Genomic DNA, 21,642 nt, shown 5'->3' with positions numbered 1-21,642 from the left:
AGCAAGCCCGCAACGCCCGACGCGGCGCACGCGCCGCATGGCAGTGCCCCATCGACGGTGCCGCACTCGCCCTGCCTTCCAGGCCGGCAATGCGCCCGTCAACGGGCGCTACCGTGTCGATTGCCGTGCGCAAGCGCGCATCGGCGCGCGACGGCACCTGCGCCGATTCCGCTACTCTTGACCACCTCGCAACGGCAGTCACACGGCGCTTGTGTGCGCTACAGGCGCATGCAGTCCGCCCTGGCGCTGTACCCACTATCAGGAGAGACGATGCGGTTGAATACCCTGCTTGCGATGACACTGGCCTGCGGCATGGCATGGCCGGCCCTGGCACGTGACGCGTCACCGCGCACGATCGATGTGGATCTCTCCAGCGCCGACAAGCCGGTGGATCGTTTCTATGATCTGTCGGTAGGCTCGGATTTCCCGGGCACGTTGATCCGCCCCGATACCCAGGCGCATCTGGTGCCCGCGGTGCAGGAGCTGGGCTTTCGCTACATCCGCTTCCACGACGTCTTCCACGATGCGCTCGGCACCGTCAAGGAGGTCGACGGCAAACTGGTGTACGACTGGACCAAGCTGGACCAGCTCTACGATGCGCTGCTGGCCAAGCGCATCCGTCCGTTCGTCGAGCTGGGCTTCACCCCGAACGCGATGAAGACCTCCGAGCAGACGATCTTCTACTGGAAGGGCAACACCTCGCATCCGGATCCGGCCAAGTGGACGCAGCTGATCACTGCCTTCATCCAGCACATCCGCGCGCGCTACGGCGCCGAGGAAGTGCGGCAGTGGTATTTCGAGGTGTGGAACGAGCCCAACCTTGCCGGTTTCTGGGAGAACGCCGACCAGCAGGCGTATTTCGATCTGTACGCGAACACCGCGCGCACCATCAAGGCGATCGATCCGCAGCTGCGCGTCGGCGGCCCGTCCACCGCCGGTGCGGACTGGGTGCCGGAGCTGCTGGCCTTCGTGGCGAAGAACAAGCTGCCGATCGATTTCGTCACCACCCATACCTATGGCGTGGACGGCGGCTTTCTCGATGAGGACGGCAAGCAGGACGTCAAGCTGTCCGCATCGCCGGAGGCCATCGTCGGCGATGTCCGCCGCGTGCATGCGCAGATCCAGGCCTCGCCGTATCCGCAGCTGCCGCTGTACTTCACCGAGTGGAGCGCCAGTTACACTCCACGCGATTACGTCCACGACAGCTACATCAGCGCGCCCTACATCCTGACCAAACTCAAGCAGGTACAGGGCCTGGTGCAGGGCATGAGCTACTGGACCTATACCGATCTGTTCGAGGAACCGGGCCCGCCACCCACGCCGTTCCATGGTGGGTTCGGGCTGATGAATCGCGAAGGCATCCGCAAGCCGGCCTGGTTTGCCTACAAGTACTTGAATGCGCTGCAGGGCCGCGCCATTCCGCTGTCCGACGCGCATGCGCTGGCCGCGGTGGATGGAAAGCGCATCGCCGCGCTGGTGTGGGATTGGCAACAGCCGGCACAGACGGTGAGCAATACGCCGTTCTATACCAGGCTGGTGGCGGCTACCGACAGCGCACCACTGCGGCTGCGCATGAGCCAGGTGCCGGCCGGCGAATACCGCCTGCAGGTGCGCAAGACCGGCTACCGGCGCAACGACCCGCTGTCGCTATACATCGATATGGGCATGCCCAAGGCGTTGGCCCCGAGGCAGCTGGCGCAGCTGCAGCAGGCCACACGCGACACGCCCGAGCAGGACAGGCGCGTGCGGGTGGGCGCCGATGGCGTGGCTGAGGTGAGCGTGCCGATGCGCAGCAACGATGTGGTGCTGGTGACGTTGGAGCCACGCTGAGCGAGGCAACCGCCGCCGTCATGCCGTGGGTGTGGCCGGCGGCATGTGGCTCAGCCGGCACGCGTGTCTGAGCGGCTCACACCCCGTCGCACGCGCTCGTCGGGCGGGGGTGGGCAGCGCACTCGGTATCAGGATGTACGCGGCGTCCCCGAGGCTTCCGCATACAGGCCACCCGCCTGGCGGCAGTGCAGTGGTCCTGTGAGCCAGCCCGCGTTGACCTACAGGTCGCGGCGCAAGGCGGCACCAGCACCCGCACCCGCACCCGCCCAGCGGTCTACTTCAGGTAGGTCTTGAGGATGGCCGCGATGTCGTCGACGGCCAGCTCGCGGTCGGCCAGCGCCTGTGGCATGGCCACGTGATGTTTCAGGTGCTCGCTGAGCAGTTCCACCATCAAGCCCTGCGCCGCGCCGCGGAAAGCAGCGACCTGGGTCAGCAGCGCAGTGCAGTCCACGTCCTGTACCAGCGCCTTTTCCAGACCTTCCACCTGCCCCCGGATCCTGCGCACGCGCGCCAGCAGCCGGGATTTGTCGTGATTCAGATGTGCCATCGCCATATACCCCATGGGGGTATCTGAGATACCCTACCGGGGTATCCTAGCCAGAGCCCCTGCCGATGTCGATTCCCCAGGCCTTGCCTCATTGCGCGCAGTCGCACCGCTTTGCCAGCGCCAACCCGCTTGCCGAACGCAGTACCCGCAAGGCCGTCATCCTGACCGTGGGAATGATGGTGGTGGAGATCGTCGGCGGCTGGACCCTCAACTCCATGGCGCTGCTTGCCGATGGCTGGCACATGAGCTCGCACGCGCTGGCACTGGGCCTGGCCTTGTTTGCTTACCGCTTTGCGCGCCGGCATGCCACCGATGCGCGCTTCACCTTCGGCACCTGGAAGGTGGAAGTGCTGGGCGGCTATACCAGCGCGCTGCTGCTATTGGGCGTGGCCGGGCTGATGGCATTCCAGTCGGTGGAGCGGCTGTTCACACCTAAGCCCGTCCAGTATCAGGAAGCCACTGTCATTGCGGTGATCGGCCTGTTGGTGAACCTGGTATGCGCATGGTGGCTACGCGACTCGCATGGGCATGGGCATGGCCACGCGCACGGACGTGACAGCCACGGGCATGCGCACACCCACGGACCTCATGGTCATGGTCATGGTCATGGTCATGGTCATAGTCATGGTCATGGTCATGGTCATGGTCATGGTCACCGCCACGATGCGCACAGCGATCTCAATCTGCGGGCCGCGTACCTGCACGTGGTGGCCGATGCCGCGACCTCGCTGCTGGCCATCGTGGCCCTGGTTGCCGGCATGTACTGGGGCGTGACCTGGCTGGATCCGCTCATGGGCATGATCGGCGCGGTGTTGGTCACCGTGTGGGCCTGGGGGCTGCTGCGCAGTACCGGCCGCGTGCTACTGGATGCGGAAATGGATGCGCCGGTCGTGGCGGACATCAGGCAGGTCATCGCCGAGTTCCCGCACTCCATCGCCATCGCCGACCTGCATGTCTGGCGCGTCGGCAGCGACCGCTATGCCTGCGTCGTGAGCCTGGTAAGCCAGGGGCAGCTCGACGCAGACGCGGTGCGCACCGCCTTGCAGATCCACGAAGAACTGGTGCACATCACGGTGGAAGTGCAGCGCCCTGCAGCACGGGTGTAGCGCAGCGACAGCGTGGCCGCCCACCGCCTGGCAGGCAGCACCTGCACATGGAGGCCCGAGGTTATCGCACGGCGCCTTCCGCCTGCTCAGGTCTTGGGCGGCGCCGAGCTGACGTATTTTTCGCGACGGATCTGTGCATTGGGCAGGCCGGCGGCCTTCAACGCCTCGGCACAGGTGTCCACCATGTCCGGGTTGCCGCACAGGTAGGCGATATCGCCATCGGCCGCCGGCGCGAACTCGGCCAACTGCTGTTGCACATAGCCGTGGCGCACATCGGCATGCGGCTGGGCCGGCAACTGGCGCGAGAAGCACGGCACATAGCGGAACTGTGGGTGCGCATCGGCAAACGCGCGGAAATCCTCGCCGTACAGCAGCTCGGCCGGGGTGCGCGCGCCCTGCAGCAACACCACCTGCACGCCGCGGCTGGCGATTGCCTCGGCCAGCAACGGCAGCATCGAGCGGTATGGGGTGACGCCAGTACCGGTGGCGATCAGCAGATAGCGCCGGTTGTGGTCGCCGGCCTGCAGGCAGAAGCGGCCATACGGCCCGCTGGCCTGCAGCTGGTCGCCAATCTCCAGGCCTTCGAACAGCGCCGTGGCCGAGCCGCCGGGCACGAAGCTCACCGCGATGTCCACCGCCTCGCCAGGCCCCAGCGCGTGGTCGTGGATGGTCGCCAGCGAATAGCTGCGCTTGGTCGGCGTGCCGTCGGCAGCGGCGAAATTGATCTGGATGAACTGCCCGGGCTGGAAATCCAGCGGCTGTCCGTCATCACGCACGAACTGGCAGTGGGCCACGGTGGGCGCAAGCATGCGCCGGTCGACAAGCTTGAGAGGGAATTGAACGGGCACGAACGTATTTGGGACAGTCTGTGATCGGGGCAAGCCCCCACGGGCTTCTATAATAACGGGCTGCAACTCGCTGCGCCGTGACCCTGGCGCGAAGGATCCTGCTTGAACTCCCCATCTCCCGGCACGCCCGCCCTGCGCGTGTGCGACCTGCGCAAGACCTACGACAACGGCACCCAGGCGCTCAAGGGCGTGTCGCTGGACGTGGCCCCGGGCGATTTCTTCGCCCTGCTCGGCCCCAACGGCGCCGGCAAATCGACCCTGATCGGCATCATCAGCTCGCTGGTGAATCTGTCCGGTGGGCAGGTGCACGTGTTCGGCACCGACCTGGTCGCCCATCGCAGCGAGGCGATGCGGCTGATCGGCCTGGTGCCGCAGGAAATCAACTTCAACCTGTTCGAAAAACCCTTCGACATCCTGGTCAACTACGCCGGTTTCTACGGCATGCCGCGCAGCGAGGCCGAGGCGCTGGCCGAAGCGGAACTGCGCCGCGCGCATCTGTGGGAAAAGGCCCAGGTGATGAGCCGCACGCTGTCCGGCGGCATGAAGCGGCGGCTGATGATCGCCCGCGCCATGATGACCCAGCCGCGCCTGCTGATCCTGGACGAACCCACTGCCGGCGTGGACATCGAGATCCGCCGCGACATGTGGCGCGTGCTCAAGGACATCAACGCCGCCGGCACCACCATCATCCTGACCACCCATTACCTGGAAGAAGCCGAGCACCTGTGCCGCAACCTGGCCATCATCAACCACGGCCAGATCGTCACACAGGGTCCGATGCGCGAGCTGCTGGCCAAGCTCGACGTGGAAGGCTTCCTGTTCGATATCGACGGTGAACTGCCCGCCCGGCTGCCGGCGATCGAAGGCACCACGCTCACCGCCATCGACGGCCACACGCTGGACCTGGACATGCCGCGCGCGATGGACCTCAACCGCGTGTTCGCCGCGCTGGGCGATGCCGGCATCCGGGTGCGCTCGATGCGCACCAAGAGCAACCGGCTGGAAGAATTGTTCGTTCGCCTGACCGGGCCCGGCGAGAGTCCCGCCGCCCCGGCCCCTGCTGCAGTAGCGCCCGCGCGTCCGGCAGGTCACCCATGAGTCCCTCGGAGCCGTCGATGTCCGCCACGCCCGCAACACCCCGCCAGCGCAACTGGATCGCGCTGGGCACCATCGTGCGCCGCGAAGTGCAGCGCATCCTGCGCATCTGGGGTCAGACCCTGGTGCCGCCGGCCATCACCATGACGCTGTACTTTTTGATTTTCGGCGGGCTGATCGGCTCGCGTGTGGGCGAGATGGGCGGCTACAGCTACATGCAGTTCATCGTGCCGGGCCTGGTGATGATGAGCGTGATCCAGAACAGCTACGGCAACATCTCCTCGAGCTTCTTCGGCGCCAAGTTCGGCCGCCATGTGGAAGAACTGCTGGTCAGCCCGATGCCCAACTGGGTGATCCTGTGGGGCTATGTGGCCGGCGCGGTGCTGCGCGGCGTGATGGTGGGGGCCATCGTGCTGATCATTGCGATGTTCTTCACCCCGGTGCGCATCCCGCACCCGCTGGTCACGCTGACCACGGTGCTGCTGGGCGCGACCATCTTCTCGCTGGCCGGCTTCGTCAACGCGGTCTACGCCAAGAAGTTCGATGACGTGGCGATCGTGCCCACCTTCATCCTGACCCCGCTGACCTACCTGGGCGGCGTGTTCTATTCGGTCAAATTGCTGCCCGGCTGGGCCGAGGCGGCCACGCATGCCAATCCGATCTTCTACATGGTCAACGCCTTCCGCTACGGCCTGCTCGGCAGCTCGGACGTGCCGATCTGGGTGGCCTATGCGCTGATGCTGGGCTTTGTCGCGGTGCTCAGCGCGCTGGCGCTGTGGCTGCTGCGGCGTGGCGTGGGCTTGCGGAGCTGATGGCCATGCGCATGTTGATCCTAGGCGCCGGCGGAACCGGCGGTTATTTCGGCGGCCGCCTGGCGCAGGCCGGCGTGGACGTCACCTTCCTGGTACGCGATGCGCGTGCGGTGCAGTTGCAGGCCGATGGCCTGCGCATCCGCAGCCCGCTGGGCGATGCGGACGTGCCGGTCGCACACGTCACTGCGCAAGGCCTGCCGGCGCTGGTGGAGAGGCAGCCCTTCGACCTGGTGATCCTCAGTTGCAAGGCCTACGACCTGGACAGCGCCATCGAGGCGATCGCGCCGGCGGTGGGCGAGCACACCACGGTGCTGCCCATCCTCAACGGCCTGCGCCACTACGCGGCCCTGGATGCGCGCTTTGGCGCGGCGCGTGTGCTGGGCGGGCTGTGCTTCATCAGCGCGACCAAGGGCGAGCACGGCGAGATCGTGCACCTGGGCAAGCCGGCGGCGATCACCTTCGGCGAGCGCGATGGCAGTGCGGAGTCGGCGCGGGTGCAGGCCTTCGCCGCGGCCTGCACGCAGGCCGGGATCGACCACGTGGCCAGCGCACAGATCGCGCAGGAGCAATGGAACAAGTACAGCTTCCTCACCGCGCTGGCTGCGGCCACCTGTCTGATGCGCGCGCCGGTCGGGGCGATCGTGGCCACCGATGATGGCCGCGCCCTGATCAATGGCCTGTACAACGAATGCCTGTGGGCCGCCGATGCGGCCGGCCAACCGATTGCGGAGGCCGCGCGTGCGAAGGCGCTGCAGACGCTGCTGCAGGTGGATTCGCCGCTCAAGGCTTCGATGCTGCGCGACCTGGAAGCCGGCCAGGACGTGGAGGCGGCGCAGATCGTCGGCGACATGCTGGCGCGCGTGCGCGAGACCGGACGCAATGCACCGCTGCTGATGGCCGCCAATGTGCATCTGCAGGCGTACCAGGTGCTGCGGCATAGCTGATGGGATTGTGGGCGGCCATGCGCATGCACTGCCCCCATCCGCCCTTCGGGCACCTTCCCCCGCAGGCGGGGGAAGAAAGCGGCCGATCCCTTCTCCCTCGGGCGGGGGAAGAAGCAGCGGGTCCCTTCTCCCGCTAGCGGGAGAAGGTGGCGCAAGCGCCGGATGAGGGCGCGTTCCGCTGATGGCCGCCAATGTGCATCTGCAGGCGTACCAGGTGCTGCGGCATAGCTGATGGGGTTGTGGGCGGCCGTGCGCATGCACTGCCCCCATCCGCCCTTCGGGCACCTTCCCCCGCAAGCGGGGGAAGAAAGCGGCCGATTCCTTCTCCCTCAGGCGGGGGAAGAAGCAGCAAATCCCTTCTCCCGCGCGCGGGAGAAGGTGGTGCGAAGCACCGGATGAGGGCGCCTTCGCGCCGCCACAGCGACCTTCTTGCCACTCCGCCACGTGCTCCCCGCAGATCCCTTCTCCCGCTAGCGGGAGAAGGTGGCGCAAAGCGCCGGATGAGGGCGCCTTTGCCTGGCGCAGCCTTCGCACCGCCACGACGCAACGCACACGATGCTCTGCATCCCTTACACCTCGCGCCTGCCATGAAGCTGCTCAGCCACCTGTTCCGTGCCGGTCACTTCGTGATCCTGGCCTTCTTCGTGCTGTGCGCGGCGGGCTTGGTCACGATGGCCGGGTTGGAGCTGTGGCATGGCTTCACGCCAGGCGGCGACATGGTGGTGCGCGACCGCTTCAACGTGGTGCTGGAAGCGGTCGGACTGCTGACGGTGGCGCTGGTGACGCTGGAGTTGGGCCAGACCATCTTCGAAGAAGAGATCCTGCGCGACGTCAAGGTCAGCGGCCCCACTCGCGTACGCCGTTACCTCTCGCGCTTCTTCGTGGTGATCGTGATTGCGCTGGCGATCGAGACGCTGGTGTCGATCTTCGAGCTGATGCACGCCGACCCGGCCAAACTGCCCTACGCGGCCGCGGTGGGCTCGTGCGCAGCGCTGCTGCTGATCGCCTGGGGCGTGTTCGTCAAACTCAATCGCAGCGCCGAAGAACTCGAACCCGAATCGATGGAAGAAACCAAGCGCGAAGACCGCGAAGTGCAGGAGTAGGACGCAGGCCTTACCTGCGCAGGCGGCGGTCGCGTACATGATGCAAGACCCTCGGCCAAGGCCTGCACTGCGGTCAAAGGATGTGCGCGATTACGCATCTCTGTCGCATATAGCGAAACACCCTGCAGATCAAGTTGCTTCGAGCGATTTGCATTGCTTGCAGCAACCTGCGCAATGCAAAACAAATCACACTTTGATGCTAGAGTCCGCTTGTTACTGTGGTCATCACTAGAACATAACACCTCTTCCACTTATCGATCCTTGCCCGGACATCTCCGGCGCAGGATTCTCATTGAAGCCCTCCATGCTCTCTCATTCCTTCCGTTGTGCTCTATCGGCACTAGCGTTGGCGGCAGCTGTGTTTGCCAACCAGGCCTGCGCTCAAGCAGTCGGTACCCCAGATGGTTTCGCCGCCGGCGTCACAGGTGGCGGTGATGCCCCCGCTGTCAGACCCGGCTCTCTGCTGGAACTGCAGCAAGCGCTTTGCAGCAGCTTCGAAGCAAACCAGTGCACTGACACCACCCCGCGGGTGATCGTGCTGGACAGAACCTTCGACTTCACCGGCTCGCAGATCAACAACGGGTCTCCCACCACGACCACGACCGGGTGCGTGGCCACCACCTGCAGCACCGGCACCAGCCAGCTAGGCCTGAACGTCGCCAACTATTGCGCGGGCCGCACCGCGGCGCAGGTCAGTTTCGATACCGCTGGACGCACGCCCCTGCAGATCGGCTCCAACAAGACCCTGATCGGTCTGGGCAGCGATGGCGCCATCACCGGACGCGGGTTACGCGTGGGCGGCGGCAACAGCAACGTCATCATCCAGAACATCACCATTTCCGACATCAATCCAGGCGTGGTCTGGGGCGGCGATGCGCTCGCAATCGACGATGCGGACGGGGTCTGGGTGGACCACAACCGCTTTGCGCGCATCGGCCGACAAATGGTGGTGACCGGCTACGGCAGCGCCTCGCACGTGACCCTGTCCAACAACGAATTCGATGGACGCACCGCCACCTCCTCCACTTGCGACAATCGGCATTACTGGCTGTGGTTGTTCCTGGGCGCGCACGACACCATCACCGTCGCACGCAATTATGTGCATCACACCTCCGGTCGTGGACCGCATGCCGGCGGCCTGAACAACGCCTCGGTGCTGGCGCAGATGGTGAACAATTATTTCGAAGACCTCTCCAGGGAGGGCGCCGCGATGCCGTTGACCTCGACCGCGTTACTGCTGCTGGAAGGCAATTACTTCAGCAAGGTGAGCCTGCCGGTCTATCAGTATCCGCACAGTCCAGGCCCCGGTTACACGTTTGCACCCTTCGCCGGCATGAGCGATCCGCGTAACGACCTCTGCGTGCAATACCTCGGTCGGGAATGCGTGGCCAACGACCAGATCGCCAGTGGCAGCAAGTACCGGCCGCTGGACGAACAAGCCCTGGCAGCGTTCGGCGCGGTCAGCGCGTCGCTGGTGATACCTGCTTCGGCGTCCAGCACCGCGAGCACCGTACGCGCGAATGCCGGAGTGGGCAAAATCAACTAAGCGCGGCTGAAAGACCATAGCGAGCAGTCGTCAGGCGGGCGTGGACGGCGCGCTCGGAACCGCAGTGTACGAGTGGTACATGTGGATTCCGGGCACCGGCCGCGCCCACTTGGCGGTGAGCGCAGTCGGTTTGCTGGCTGCTCCTAGACGGCTGCCGGTAACGGCGGCACTGCGGTCGGCTTGCCATCGGCATCGAGCGCGATCATCACAAACTGCCCGCGCGTGCACAGCTCGCGTGCGCCACTGAGCAGGTCTTCGGCGATCAGCTCCACTTCCACCTTGATCGAGCTGCGCCCCACCGATACCACGCGCGCGATGGTTTCCACCATCTGGCCCTGGCGGATCGGCAGCTTGAAATCCACCTGGTCCGAACGCGCCGTCACCACGGTGCGGCGCGCATAGCGCGAGGCGGCCAGGAACGCGGCCTTGTCCATCCACGCCAGCGCCTGTCCGCCGAACAGGGTGCCCAGGTGATTGGTGTGGTTGGGAAACACGATCTCGGCCATGCGGGCTTCGGTCGGTGCGACGGGGGTGGAGTTGGTCATCAGGGCGGCACCGGAAGAAGGAAGGAAAGCCGGCCGATCAGTTGCGCAGCGTCGGCAGGAAACTCAGGTCCATGTGATAACGCGCCGGTCGCTGCGGATCGACGAACACGCGCAGTGGCTGCCCATCGGCCAGAAACGGCTGCGGATCCGTCCACAGATTGTCGCTGCGATACTCGGCCAAGCTGTTGTGCGTGCGGTCGTGACGATGGGCAAGGATACGGAACGGGTGCACGCCGTTGACCTGCAGGGACGCATTGCGTTCCACGCACACGAAGGTCGCCTCCAGCACCGTGCCATGTTGGCGCAACCAGGCGGCGCGGCGCGCATGCCATCCGCGATAGCCGAGGATGCCGCCTCCCACGCCACCAAACACCACCCCCAGCAACAACAGGATCCAGCGCGCCTGATCCGGCAACAGTGCCGCACCGCCCAACATGCCCAGCCCGGCGATCAGGAAGCTCCAGGCCACCACCGAGACGACCGGGTTCATCGCTGGCCGTTGCCTGTCGGGCCGGCGGCCGAGTCCATCACAGCCCGCTGCGGACCGCCGCTTCGACCTGCGCCGGCGACTGGAAGCCCGGCAGACGCGTCACTTCGGCGCCGTCCTTGAACAACGCCAGGGTCGGCGTCTGCCGCAGGCCCAGCGCACGGAAAAACTCTTCGCCCACCACTTCCAGCTTGACCTTCAACAAGGCCACGCCGTTGGCGGCCTCGCTGTTGGCGAACTTGTCCAGCGACATGTCGAGCATGCGGCAGCCTGGGCAGTTGTCCTTGTAGAAGTCCACCAGCGCGCGCGGATGCGCAGCCAGGGTCTGGGTGTAGTGCTCAGGCGACGTGACGGTAATGGTCTGCATTGGGATCGTTCTTGCATTGGGCCAGGACCGTGTCGGTCCAGGCGGCGATGGCCTGCGCATCGCGCTGGCCGTGGGGCATCTGTTCGATGGTCAAACGGGGAAACGGGCTGTCGAAGAAGCGCGCCATACGATGCACCGCACCGCAGAAATACTCTTCGCCCCACTGGGTTTCCCCGGTGCCGAACACGGCAACGCGCGGCGGCTTGCCCAGCGTGTCGACCAATTCGACGATGAAACGCTTCATCTCTGCCGGCGTACGCCCGCCGTTATCGGTCCAGCTGCCGAGCAGCACCAGCTGGTACTGCCCCGGCGCATGCGGCACCTGTTCCAACCGCTGCATGTCGGTTTCCACCCAGGTCACCACATGCCCGGCCGCTTCGCACTGGCGCGCGACACTGCGCGCCACATCACGCGTGTTGCCGCTCAACGATGCCAGGGCGAGCAGGATATTCATGTGGCGGAGATTGGGGAGTCGGGATTAGGGATTCGCGAAAGCGGCAACTGGTACGTCATTGAAAGTCGTCAATCGAGTTGTCTTAGCGCAGTGCTACTGAGACAAATCCCAAATCTCGAATGCCTAATCCCGGCGCTTCAACGAATCCCGACTCCCGACTCCCGGCTACTCACAGATCGTCGAAGCCGTTATCCGAATTGGTCTTCTTGTACGAGGCATTCCGCATCTCGAAGAAATCGGTCTTGGTCTCGGTGAAGTTGTCGGCGTAGGCCTTGATCCACGGCATCACGTTGTCGTTGGCGCCTTCGTACAGCTTCTCGATGCCGAGCATGCCGGCCATCTTGTTGGCGCGGTACTTCACGTAGCGGATCATCTCGTCCACGTCGATGCCGTCGATGCCGTCCAGCACTTCGGCGGTCCACTGGGTTTCCAGGTCGATCGCGTGTTCGAAGGCCTTGTGCACGTAATCGGTGAGCTCGTCGCCCTGCAGCGCCTGGTTCTCGCCGATGATGGCGCGAATCAGCTCGCTGATGAACTTGGAGTGGGCCAGCTCGTCGCGGTTGATGAAGCTGATGATCTTGCCGGTACCGGTCATGCGGTTCTGGCGCACCAGATTGTAGAAATACGCAAAGCCGGAATAGAAGTTGATGCCTTCCAGGATCGAGGACTGGATCAGCGAGCGGATCAGCGTTTCGGCCGTCTTCTCGCGCATGAAGTCTTCGTAGGCGCCCATGATCGGCGCATTGCGCTTGATGATGGTCGGGTGGGTGCGCGCGATCTCGAACACGCGGTTCTGGTCGGCCAGGCCGGTGATCGAGGCCAGCACGTAGCTGTAGCTCTCGTTATGGATCACTTCCTGCTGGCCGATGATGGCGGCATTGGCATGCGCGGCCGGGTCGGTGATGTATTCGGCCACGTTGTAGATGAAACGTGTCTGCGGCGAGTCCAGCGTGGCCAGCAAACCGATGATCGAATCGTAGGCGTTCTTCTCGCGCGCCGACAGCTCGTGGTACTGGCGCGCGTCGCCCTTCATGTCCACCTCGTCGGGGATCCAGAAGTTGGTCGACAGCTCCTTGTAGGCCCGGTAGAACGACGGGTACGGGATATCGTTCCAGTTGAGGATGCCGGAGGTCTGACCGTTGATGATGCCGGTCGAACGGTTCGGGTTGCGCGGCTCAAGGATCTTGATGCGGTCGAGCGGTGTTGCGGACAGGGCCATGTTCTTTCTCGAAATTTCATTGCGCCAATGACGACGCTATACCTGCTGGAGCAAAGCCCCCTGAGTCAGGGGGCGCGCCGAAGGCGCGGGGTGTGGGAGCTGATGAAGCAGGGTCCACGGTTCGCGCAGCGAACCGTGGAAGCGAAAGCGCGAATGCGCTTTAGCTACTGCACCACTCGCACTCACTGATGTCGATATCGTTGGAACGCACGTAGTACGTGGTCTTCAAACCTTCGCGCCAGGCGGTCATGTGCAGGTCCAGCAACGTGCTCGCACGGATGGTGCTGGGCACGTAGAAGTTGAAGCTGATCGACTGGTCCACGTGACGCTGGCGACGCGCGTTCTGGCGCACGCTGGCGAACTGGTCGACCTTGTAGGCGCCCTTCTCGTAGTACGGCCAGGTCTCCAGCGACAGGCCGGGCGCGGCGACCGGGCGACGGAAGTCCTTCTTCTCTTCGTAGTAGAACGCGCTGTAGATCGGGTCGATCGACGCGGTGGAACCGGCGATCTGCGCGGTGCTCATGTTCGGCGCCACCGCCAGCATCCAGGCATTGCGCACGCCGTTGACCGCCACCTGCGCCGACAGCTCCAGCCACTGCGGGCTGTTGTAGTCGCGCGCACGGAAGTACTCGCCGTTGTGCCAGTCGCTGCCGCGGAACACGCTGTAGGTGCCCTTTTCCTTGGCCAGCTCCATGCTCGCCTGGATGGTCAGGTAGTTGATGCGCTCGTACAGCTCGTCGCTGTAGTCCTCCGCTTCCTTGGCATTCCAGTGGATGCTCTTCTGCGCCAGCAGGTGATGCCAACCGAAGGTGCCAAGACCAATCGCCCGGTACTTCTGGTTGGTGATGGTGGCCTGCGGCACGGGAAGCTGGTTCAGATCGATCACGTTGTCGAGCATGCGCACCTGGATCGGGATCAAGCGCTCCAGCACGTCGGCGCCCAGCAGATCGGCCTGGTCGGCCTGCACGGTGATCGCACGACCCAGGTTGATCGAGGACAGGTTGCACACCACGAAATCGCCGGCCTTCTTGGTGGTGACGATCTGATTGCCGCTGATGATCTCCTGCATCATCCGCGTGGGGCTCATGTTCTGCAGGATCTCGGTGCACAGGTTGGACGAATAGACCATGCCCTCGTGCTTGTTCGGGTTCTTGCGATTGACCTCATCGCGATAGAACATGAACGGATTGCCGGTCTCCAGCTGGCTGACCATGATGCGCTTGAAGATCTCGATCGCCTTGACGGTCTTGCGCGTGATGCGCTCGTCGGCGACGACTTCCTCGTACTTGCGACGGAAGCTGCCGTTGGCATCGCCCTTCTTCTCGTCGTAGAAGTCCTGCAGGTACCAGCCCTTGATCCGCTTCACCTCGTGCGGATCGAACAGGTACCAGTCGCCGCGACGCTCGACCGCTTCCATGAACAGGTCCGGGATGCACACCGAGGTGAACACGTCGTGCGCGCGCAGGCGCTGGTCGCCGTTGTTCAGGCGCAGATCCAGGAACGCTTCGATGTCGCGGTGGAAGATGTCCAGATAGACGGCGATGGCGCCCTTGCGCTGGCCCAGCTGGTCCACCGACACGGCGGTGTTGTTGAGCTGCTTGATCCACGGCACCACGCCGCCGGAGGAATTGGACACGCCGCGGATCGCCGAGCCCGACGAACGCACATAGCCCAGGTAGGCGCCCACGCCGCCGCCGTGCTTGGACACGCGCGCCACGTCGGTGTTGGAGTCGTAGATGCCCTGCAGGCTGTCGTCGACGGTGTCGATGAAGCAACTCGAAAGCTGCCCGCCGACCTTGCCGGCATTGGCCAGGGTCGGGGTGGCCACGGTCATGTACAGGTTGGACAGCGCCCAGTAGGCCTCGCCCACCAGCTGCATGCGGCGCTCGCGGCTGCCCTTGCCGGTGCCGATCTCGTCCTGCATCAGGTACAGCGCAATCGTCAGCCAGCGCTCCTGCGGCAGTTCGAACACGCCGCGCGAGCTGTCGGTGGCCAGGTAGCGGGTGGCCAGCAGGTACAGGCCGTTATAGGCGAACAGCTTGTCGCGCTCGGGCTCGATCATCTGGCCGGCTTCGATCAGTTCGTCCTTGGAATAACGGCGCAGGATGTCGTTGGAATAGACATTGCGGTCGGCCAGGCTCTCCTGCAGGCCCACGAACGAGCCGTACTTCTGGCTGGCGTCGTAGAAGCGGTTGCGGCTGGCACGCTTGTACAGGCGGCGCAGGTACAGGCGCGCAGCGAAGTGCTCCCACTCCGGGGTGGTCAGATCGACGCGGGCCTCGGCCTCGCGGATCAGGTGGTCGACCAGGTCGTCGGCGTTGACGCTGTCCTTGCGCTCGACGAACCCGAACACCGAGCGCTTGTAGTCGGCCACGTCCAGCTGCGGGAATTCGGCATGGATCTGGTCGATGGCGCGCTCCAGGCGCTGCGGCTCGAACGGAATCCTGCGGTTGCCCGCTTCCTTGGTGATCCAGGTGGAGACGTTTTGTTCTTCGATGGTCTGTGCGTGCATTGCAATGGCTTGGCGGGGAGGCGGCACGATATCCGACGGGTCGGTCATTTCCGGCGCACCGCAGGCGGGCGCAACCACACTGGCGGGAGCGCTGCTCGGAACGCTGGTCGGTGTTGCGGTACCTGCGGCGATCGCGGAAAGGGTGTCGTTGGTGGTCATGCGTCCTCCATGCGTAGGCACACGAACCCGCTCGGGGACGGGTTTCGGCCGTGAGCGCCTGCCGACAAGGCTGGTGGGACAGGACGCCAGACACGCAGGCCATGGCCTGCGGCGGCATCGACATCACCTACCGATCTTTTCGGAAAACACCACGGCCGCCACCACGCGGTGTGCTGTCGCGCGGTGGTCGGTGGGGACACGCTGCCATCGTCCGCCTGGCCACGCTCGCAGCATGCCGCTGCGCGTTCAGGTCCTGAAGAGACGATGCCGTGGGCAAGGCAAGGGTTTGCGCATTTCCCCACGTCCGTTGTGTGCCGCTTGGGGGGCGGTCACCACCGAACCCCAAGATAGTGGGGTGTCACCGGGGGGTCAACACCAAATGTGCCAGAACGGCTGCAGGCCTTGCGCCACAAAGGGCTGCTCGGACGAGCGGTCGTACGCGCCGGTCGCGGGACGAATCCGACTGCGCAGGTCAAGTCGGGAGGCTCCCCAACCCGATGACGCGCTCACCTCGCGTCCACGCCAACAGTGGTATCGATCACGCTTTTTGCTGCTGGGCACGCACCTGCTTTTTGGCATCCGTTGGCCAGGCGGCGCACTTGCGGCGTCTCTACGGCGCGCGCGCGCCGCGGGGCGAAGAGGCGGAGCGCCAGCCGGCCAGCAGTGCCCCCAGGTGTGTGCCAGCCGGCGGCACACCCGGAAAGATCCCCGATGCATGGCAGGGTCGGCGGCACGCCGTCAGGCGAGGCGCATCGTCGTGCCCACGCGGCAGGCGACCCATGAGGTGGATCTGATCGCCTTGCGCCACCCACGAGCGGCAATCGTGATCAGGATCGGGCACCTGTCGCCCCGACGCGCGGCCATGGCCATCCCACCGCCGGCCAGAACGCCAGCGGCTGCCCTTTAGCCAGCGGCGCCCCTCAGAGCGCCACGATCGCCTGCCGGGCGATGATGGCCTGCGCCCAGCGCGTGTGGACGGCCTTCTCGACCATGCCGCCATTGGACTTGAACACCGCCGTGGTGGCGCCGAGCACTTCGCGCGCGGCACGCAGGTCTTCGTCGCTGACCCGCAGCCCCTCCTCGATCACCGGGATCTGCATCGGATGGATGGCGGTCTTGCCGACCAGCCCCATCGCGGTGTCGATGGCCAGCTCGCGCCGCAGGGTCTGCGGGTCGTCGAAGAAGTCGTAGACCGGCGCGGTGAGCTGGAACCCGTACGGGCGGAACGCCAGCACCAGCTGCTGGATGACCAGGCCCACCGGGGTGTCGTAGATGGTGGTGCCGCGCACCCGCTTCATCGCCAGCATGCTCAGCAGGTCGTTGCCGCCGATACGCACCGCCAGCACCCGCGAGCTCAGCGGGCTGCCCTGCAGGCAGGCGCGGATCTCGCGCTGGCCCAGCGGGTCCAGCGCCTGCGGCGTTTCCAGGGTGGGCATGATGCAGAAGTCGTGGTCGGCCAGCTGCCGCTCGTAGGCGGCCAGCGTGTCGGTATCGATCTTGGGCAGCACGAAGCCGTGCACGCGGTCGATGTCGTGCATGGCCAGCAGCTGCCCCAGCACCTCGGCGTTGCGCGGGCGGATGAAGCGCAGCGGGCCGTGCGATCGCGGTGGCAGGGTCGGCAGGGTGCGCCGGATATGGCTCATCGCATGCGGCAGGTCGGTGGAAGACACCGCGTCCTCGGTGCAGGCGATCAGCGAGCGCGCCTGCGGGAACTGGCGCCCGGAAAGGACCTCGGAAAGATTGTCGTTGGTCGCGGGCACATACAGCGAGGCACCCAACCGATAGGCGTCAGACATGGCATAGATCCTTGATGACCGCAGCTGCCTTCAATGGCAGGCTGGAGAGAATGTGTACGTCAATACCGCGGGTCTGCGCCAGCCACCGCAGATGAGCGGTATCGGCATCGTCGGGCCGCTGCAGGCACAGCGCACGCGGCGCGCGGCGCAGCATCGCCCGGGTGGTCTCGCCGATGCCCACTTTCAGGCAATGGGTATCGCGCACCGCGAATGCGTCGCGCAACTGCTGCAGGCTGTCGCTGCACCGCTGCGCGGCGGCGGCACGCTGGCTGCGCTGGGCATGCGGGTCGGCATGCGTGGGCGCGGGCAGCGCTGCGGCCGCCTGCCGCAATTGCGCCACGAACCATTGCGACATGTCGGCCGTACGCAGGTCCTGGTAGAACACGCAGCCGTGGAACTGGTCGGAGGCGATGCTGGCATTGAGCACGGTGCGGCTGACCAGACCCGAGACGGTCGCATTGAGGATGGCCGACGGAATCAGGTAGTCCTCGACCGAGCCATGCCCGGCGCTGCAGCCGGCCAGATCCACCAGCACGAACAGATCCGGCGAGACCTGGGTGCCATGCGCATCGTTGAACGCGGCAACCGAGGCGCGCAGCTCGGCGGTGATCGCGCCCTTGCCGGTCCAGCCATCGACAAAGACCAGCGATGCCGGATCGTACTGCGCGCACAGGTGCGCCAGCGCCACGGTGTCGATGCCGCGACCACGCAGGATCGAGATCGAATAATGCGGCACGTCCATGCCCCAGCGGCTGGCCAACACCTGCCGCAAGGCTACCCCGACCGGGGTGCCGGCGCGCGCCAGCGATACTAGCACCGGCCGCGCATGCCGCTGCCGCAGCACGCCTGCCAACTGCAGCAGGTCGCGCGCCATCGTGGGCATGTGGCGTGCCACCGCGCTGCGGAACAAGGCCAGGTACTCCGGGGCGGGCGCCTGCTCCGGCGTCAGCATTTCCGAATAATGCGCGTGGCCGGCCTGGATCAGGCGCTCTTTTTCCTGCAGATCCTGCATCGGCGCGACCTGGATCTGCGTCAGCAGAAAAGTCACATCGCCGGGCGCATAACTGCCCGAGAATCCGGCCAAGGTCATGCGCAGGGCTCGTGCGCGTGCGTGCGCAGCTGCGCCCAGGCCTGCGAGCCGGTGGGCAGGATCGCCACATCGCACAGCGACAGGAACGGCAGGTCGGTGATGCTGTCGCCGGCACCGACCACGAACAGCTCGCCATGCTGGCGGCGCAGCGATTCCAGCAGGTAGGCCACCGCCAGCCGCTTGTCCACGCACGGCGGCAGCACCGCCAGATTGCGGCCGTTGACGTGATGGGTATAGCCGGGATGCTGCGCCACCCACGGCGCGATGACCTCATCGGAAATCCTTCGCACCACCTGTTCGTCGCGCGATGGCTCGCGCGCCACCAGATAGGCCGGCTGTTGCGGTGCGCCGGCGATGCTGACCTCCAGCGCGGCGCCGAACTGGGCCGACAAGGCCTGCTGCAGTTGCTGTAACGCCGGTAACTCGGTCTGCATGCGGGCGTGCACCGTGGCCGCCCACACCGGATCGACCTGCCGCTGCGCATCGACGATGGTGGCACCATGGGCCACGATCGCCGGCCCGTCGAAGCGCAGCAGCACGCGCGCGAAGGTGTCGAGGGTGCGTGCCGTCACCGGGACCACCAGGTCGGCGCGTTGTAACCACTGCGCGAACGCGCGCTGACGCGGCGAGGTATAGCTCACCACGCCACCATCGACCGACAACGCCGCCGGCTGCAGCGCCTGCGCATCTTTTTGCTTGCGCAGCGACGAGAACAAGGTGTCGTCCAGATCGACCAGGGCCACCTGATACATCTAGGCCACCGCCTGCATCGGCGTGCTGACCCGCTGCTGCGCAAGATCCACTTCGATCGCCTGCAGCTGCTGCAGCAACCGGTCCACGCACGCGCGCTCGCGACTTTCGTGCACCACCACCCGCACCGCACCGGCCGAGCGCGTCAGGTTGTACAGGTAATTGGGGATTCCCTCGCCATAGACGTCTTCCACCAGGGCGATGTCTTCGATGGCGCCGGCCTGCATCAGCGGCGAACGTGTGGTCGATTGCACCGCCACCGCATGACCCAGCGATTCCAGCGCCTGCGCCAGCCGTTGTGCCGGATACATGCATTCGCCGGTGCCGATCACCAGCACCGGCCGGCCATCCAGCGCCGCGTGGCAGGCCTGCACCAGCGCATCGGGTAGCGCGATGGCAGCGGCAAGCCCCAGCCGTGCGGTAAAGGCAGACACATGCTGGCGGCGACAGGCCACCGGGGCGTAGGCCACCGGGGCAGGCACCAGCGCGGCAGCCGGGTCACGCTCGAAGCGGTGCGTGCCCGACCACAGCGACAGCGGCGCCACCTCGTCGATGCCCGGCAGCGCCGACAGCAGCGCCTGTACCCGGCCTTCGGAAAAATCGGTCAGCACCACCGGGTACAGCGCTCGCAGGCGCGGGCAGACGCTGCGCAGGGCGATCGCCAGGTTCAAGAAGGTCCGGCCCGAGGTCGCCTCGTCATCCACCATCACCACCGTGCTCACCCGCTCCAGCGCTGCGCGCAGCGCGGGCGCTTCGGGCAGATAGAGAAACTGCTGGGTGGCATGGCTGTGTTCTTCCTCGAAGCGCAGTACCTGCGCGCCGTCGAGCGGATAGCGCGTGGTCTGCAGCAACAGCGCCTGGCTGCCGTCGCGTTGCAGGAACGCTTCGAACACGCCGTGGCCCAGACCGGTGGCGGTTTCGGCCATCGCCACGAACAGGACCATCTCACCGGCCGGCAGCGGAATCTGCGCCGCCAGCTCCGCCTGCAGCTGCGCCATCGTCGCCGGGGAAGCGGGCCAGTGCTTGCCCAGCACCTTGGAGACGAACACGAAGCCGCGCTTGGGATTGCGCCGCGCGCCGAAGCCGCAAAGATCGGTCAGCGCGCGCGTATTGCCCGGTTGCCCGGCACAGTACAAGGTGCCGGTGGGCAAGCTCACCTGCAGCGTGCTCATGCGTCGACCGCAACCTGCGGCATCACCGTGCCAGGCAAGGGCTGCGCGTCCGGCAACTCAACCGCCAGCGAGATCTCGGTGACGCGAATGCCCAGCCGCGGTGTCGGAATCTGTACCGGCAACTCGGGAAAGATGCAGGCGCGATACGCCACATGCGGAAGATTGATCCCGGACATGCAGCTCATGCCGATCCCGCCGGCCGCACGCGGATTGATCTCCAGCAACATCGGCGCGCCATCGATGTCGTCCTTGAACTGCACGTTGATCAGCCCGTTGGCGCCGAAGCGCTTCACCATCGCCGTGGCATAGCCAACCAGGTCCGCGCGCATGGACAGCTGCTGCACCTTGCTGTTGGGATCCTTCTGGCGCACCACGCAGGCCAGCACGTCGCCATCGCGCGCGGCGATGTCCACGCTGTACTCCACGCCGGGCAGATAGCGCATGACCAGATGCGGTTCGAACTCGGGCAGGCGTTCCATCCGGCCGATCCATTCCTGCGCGCTGCAGGCATAGGTACTCGGCTCGATCCCCTCCACCAGCCGATAGAAGCCCTTGCCGTACACCGACACGGTGGGCTTGACGCAGACCGCGCCATCGACGCCCAGCTGCGCGATCGCCTCCACCGCCTGTTGCAGCGTGGTGACGTAACGATAGTCCGGCAGCGGCACCAGTCCGGCGACCGCCGCGTACACCCATTGCTTGTGATGCAGGTTGGGCAGGATGTCCGCAGGCGCGGCGTGCACGATCTGGCAGCCCAGCGCCGCGAACTCGGCGCGGTGGCTGGTCAGCAGGCTCTGCTCGTAGCCGGGCACCAGGTGGGTGATCTGCAGCTGTTGCACCACCTGGTAGCACCACTGCAGGTACGCCTCCGGGCTCAGGCCCGCCGGTTCGAGCAAGGCATGGTCGGCACGGGCAAAACCGCGGAAGTTTTCCTGCCGATGCGACACGCAGGTCCAGATCGGCAACGGCTCGGCTTCGCCGCGCAGATGATCGATGATGCGGGCAATGGTCGCGTAGTGCCGGTTGAACCAGACGCGCGCGTGGGGAAGTGACATACGGATACTCGAAAGATGGATTACGGCCCCGCGCATGGCGCCGACGAAGAACAGCTGACAACACGACTGCGCTCACCACCAGGGCGGGCGCGGTCGGTACTTGGAATCGGCATGGACCACGCATACACGCCGGCTCCGAGTGCGCCGTCCGCACCCACACGACCGCTCGCGACGCAGTGTTCGCCGCTCCAGGAAGGACGGCGCC

General features: G+C 65.6%; 20 protein-coding genes and 2 other RNA genes. 8 read left to right on the top strand and 14 right to left on the bottom strand.

Translation table 11 applies throughout. The annotated features are described in order from the left end of the window. The first annotated feature begins 270 nt into the window (after window positions 1-270). Complete coding sequence (locus tag ACCQ05_RS01590) at window positions 271-1,830, top strand: GH39 family glycosyl hydrolase (protein ID WP_372392717.1); 1,560 nt, start codon at window positions 271-273, stop codon at window positions 1,828-1,830. A 274-nt stretch (window positions 1,831-2,104) separates the two neighbouring features. Here the strand turns inward: ACCQ05_RS01590 and ACCQ05_RS01585 are convergent, their stop codons facing one another. Next, entirely contained in the window at window positions 2,105-2,377 is a 273-nt protein-coding gene (locus tag ACCQ05_RS01585; RefSeq protein WP_228964046.1) for a metal/formaldehyde-sensitive transcriptional repressor, read from the bottom strand. Between the two features lie 65 nt (window positions 2,378-2,442). Between ACCQ05_RS01585 and ACCQ05_RS01580 the strand changes: the two genes are divergently transcribed. Next, complete coding sequence (locus tag ACCQ05_RS01580) at window positions 2,443-3,483, top strand: cation diffusion facilitator family transporter (protein WP_372392716.1); 1,041 nt, start codon at window positions 2,443-2,445, stop codon at window positions 3,481-3,483. Between the two features lie 86 nt (window positions 3,484-3,569). Here ACCQ05_RS01580 and ACCQ05_RS01575 read toward each other — a convergent pair whose 3' ends face one another. Then, entirely contained in the window at window positions 3,570-4,397 is an 828-nt protein-coding gene (locus tag ACCQ05_RS01575; RefSeq protein ID WP_228964050.1) for a ferredoxin--NADP reductase, read from the bottom strand. Window positions 4,398-4,433: 36 nt separating this feature from the next. Here ACCQ05_RS01575 and ACCQ05_RS01570 point away from each other — a divergent pair, with 36 nt between their 5' ends. The 5 genes from ACCQ05_RS01570 to ACCQ05_RS01550 all read left to right on the top strand — a co-directional run bounded on the left by ACCQ05_RS01570 (window position 4,434) and on the right by ACCQ05_RS01550 (window position 9,831). Further along, window positions 4,434-5,429 carry an ABC transporter ATP-binding protein gene (locus tag ACCQ05_RS01570; RefSeq protein ID WP_228964052.1) on the top strand — a complete coding sequence of 332 codons (996 nt, stop codon included), beginning with the start codon at window positions 4,434-4,436 and terminating at the stop codon, window positions 5,427-5,429. Continuing rightward, window positions 5,426-6,238 carry an ABC transporter permease gene (locus ACCQ05_RS01565; RefSeq protein ID WP_228964053.1) on the top strand — a complete coding sequence of 271 codons (813 nt, stop codon included), beginning with the start codon at window positions 5,426-5,428 and terminating at the stop codon, window positions 6,236-6,238. Before ACCQ05_RS01570 ends, ACCQ05_RS01565 begins: the two co-directional genes overlap by 4 nt. After that, window positions 6,238-7,182 (top strand): 2-dehydropantoate 2-reductase, encoded by a 945-nt coding sequence (gene panE / locus ACCQ05_RS01560; RefSeq protein WP_228964054.1) that lies wholly within the window; start codon window positions 6,238-6,240, stop codon window positions 7,180-7,182. The genes ACCQ05_RS01565 and panE overlap by 1 nt, the downstream gene beginning before the upstream one ends. 587 nt (window positions 7,183-7,769) lie before the next feature. Then, window positions 7,770-8,285, top strand: coding sequence for a hypothetical protein (locus ACCQ05_RS01555; protein WP_104540720.1), 516 nt, complete (start codon window positions 7,770-7,772; stop codon window positions 8,283-8,285). Window positions 8,286-8,820: 535 nt separating this feature from the next. Continuing rightward, window positions 8,821-9,831, top strand: a complete 1,011-nt coding sequence (locus ACCQ05_RS01550) for a pectate lyase family protein (RefSeq protein WP_372392715.1) — start codon at window positions 8,821-8,823, stop codon at window positions 9,829-9,831. Window positions 9,832-9,835: 4 nt separating this feature from the next. Here the strand turns inward: ACCQ05_RS01550 and ACCQ05_RS01545 are convergent. The 12 genes from ACCQ05_RS01545 to ACCQ05_RS01490 form a co-directional block, all read right to left on the bottom strand. After that, window positions 9,836-9,912, bottom strand: a non-coding RNA gene (locus tag ACCQ05_RS01545) — sX9 sRNA. A 62-nt stretch (window positions 9,913-9,974) separates the two neighbouring features. Beyond that, window positions 9,975-10,376 carry an acyl-CoA thioesterase gene (locus ACCQ05_RS01540; protein ID WP_228961272.1) on the bottom strand — a complete coding sequence of 134 codons (402 nt, stop codon included), beginning with the start codon at window positions 10,374-10,376 and terminating at the stop codon, window positions 9,975-9,977. Window positions 10,377-10,413: 37 nt separating this feature from the next. Further along, complete coding sequence (locus tag ACCQ05_RS01535) at window positions 10,414-10,866, bottom strand: hypothetical protein (protein WP_372392714.1); 453 nt, start codon at window positions 10,864-10,866, stop codon at window positions 10,414-10,416. A 37-nt stretch (window positions 10,867-10,903) separates the two neighbouring features. Next, complete coding sequence (locus tag ACCQ05_RS01530) at window positions 10,904-11,230, bottom strand: thioredoxin family protein (RefSeq protein WP_104540716.1); 327 nt, start codon at window positions 11,228-11,230, stop codon at window positions 10,904-10,906. Then, a complete protein-coding gene (locus ACCQ05_RS01525) occupies window positions 11,202-11,684 on the bottom strand; it encodes a flavodoxin (protein WP_372392713.1) in 483 nt (160 codons plus the stop codon). The genes ACCQ05_RS01530 and ACCQ05_RS01525 overlap by 29 nt, the downstream gene beginning before the upstream one ends. 169 nt (window positions 11,685-11,853) lie before the next feature. Next, window positions 11,854-12,897, bottom strand: a complete 1,044-nt coding sequence (locus tag ACCQ05_RS01520) for a ribonucleotide-diphosphate reductase subunit beta (protein ID WP_104540714.1) — start codon at window positions 12,895-12,897, stop codon at window positions 11,854-11,856. A 166-nt stretch (window positions 12,898-13,063) separates the two neighbouring features. Beyond that, window positions 13,064-15,574 carry a ribonucleoside-diphosphate reductase subunit alpha gene (locus ACCQ05_RS01515; protein WP_228961277.1) on the bottom strand — a complete coding sequence of 837 codons (2,511 nt, stop codon included), beginning with the start codon at window positions 15,572-15,574 and terminating at the stop codon, window positions 13,064-13,066. Between the two features lie 920 nt (window positions 15,575-16,494). Then, entirely contained in the window at window positions 16,495-17,370 is an 876-nt protein-coding gene (locus tag ACCQ05_RS01510; protein ID WP_104540712.1) for an HpcH/HpaI aldolase/citrate lyase family protein, read from the bottom strand. After that, a complete protein-coding gene (locus ACCQ05_RS01505; RefSeq protein ID WP_228961278.1) occupies window positions 17,363-18,460 on the bottom strand; it encodes a cysteine protease StiP domain-containing protein in 1,098 nt (365 codons plus the stop codon). Before ACCQ05_RS01505 ends, ACCQ05_RS01510 begins: the two co-directional genes overlap by 8 nt. Further along, window positions 18,457-19,212 carry an HAD family hydrolase gene (locus ACCQ05_RS01500; RefSeq protein ID WP_228961279.1) on the bottom strand — a complete coding sequence of 252 codons (756 nt, stop codon included), beginning with the start codon at window positions 19,210-19,212 and terminating at the stop codon, window positions 18,457-18,459. Before ACCQ05_RS01500 ends, ACCQ05_RS01505 begins: the two co-directional genes overlap by 4 nt. Continuing rightward, window positions 19,213-20,382: a phosphoribosyltransferase domain-containing protein gene (locus tag ACCQ05_RS01495; protein ID WP_372392712.1), complete on the bottom strand. Its 1,170-nt coding sequence runs from the start codon at window positions 20,380-20,382 to the stop codon at window positions 19,213-19,215. Further along, complete coding sequence (locus tag ACCQ05_RS01490) at window positions 20,379-21,437, bottom strand: ATP-grasp domain-containing protein (RefSeq protein ID WP_228961281.1); 1,059 nt, start codon at window positions 21,435-21,437, stop codon at window positions 20,379-20,381. The genes ACCQ05_RS01495 and ACCQ05_RS01490 overlap by 4 nt, the downstream gene beginning before the upstream one ends. Before the next feature lie 111 nt (window positions 21,438-21,548). On the opposite strand from ACCQ05_RS01490, the gene ACCQ05_RS01485 reads away from it, so the two are divergent. After that, a non-coding RNA gene (locus ACCQ05_RS01485) (sX9 sRNA) lies at window positions 21,549-21,622 on the top strand. Window positions 21,623-21,642: the final 20 nt, after the last annotated feature.

Source organism: Xanthomonas sp. NCPPB 3582 (genome assembly GCF_041475735.2).
In the GTDB taxonomy this organism is placed as follows: Bacteria; Pseudomonadota; Gammaproteobacteria; order Xanthomonadales; family Xanthomonadaceae; genus Xanthomonas; species Xanthomonas codiaei.
This window is presented reverse-complemented; position numbering and strand designations above follow the sequence as displayed.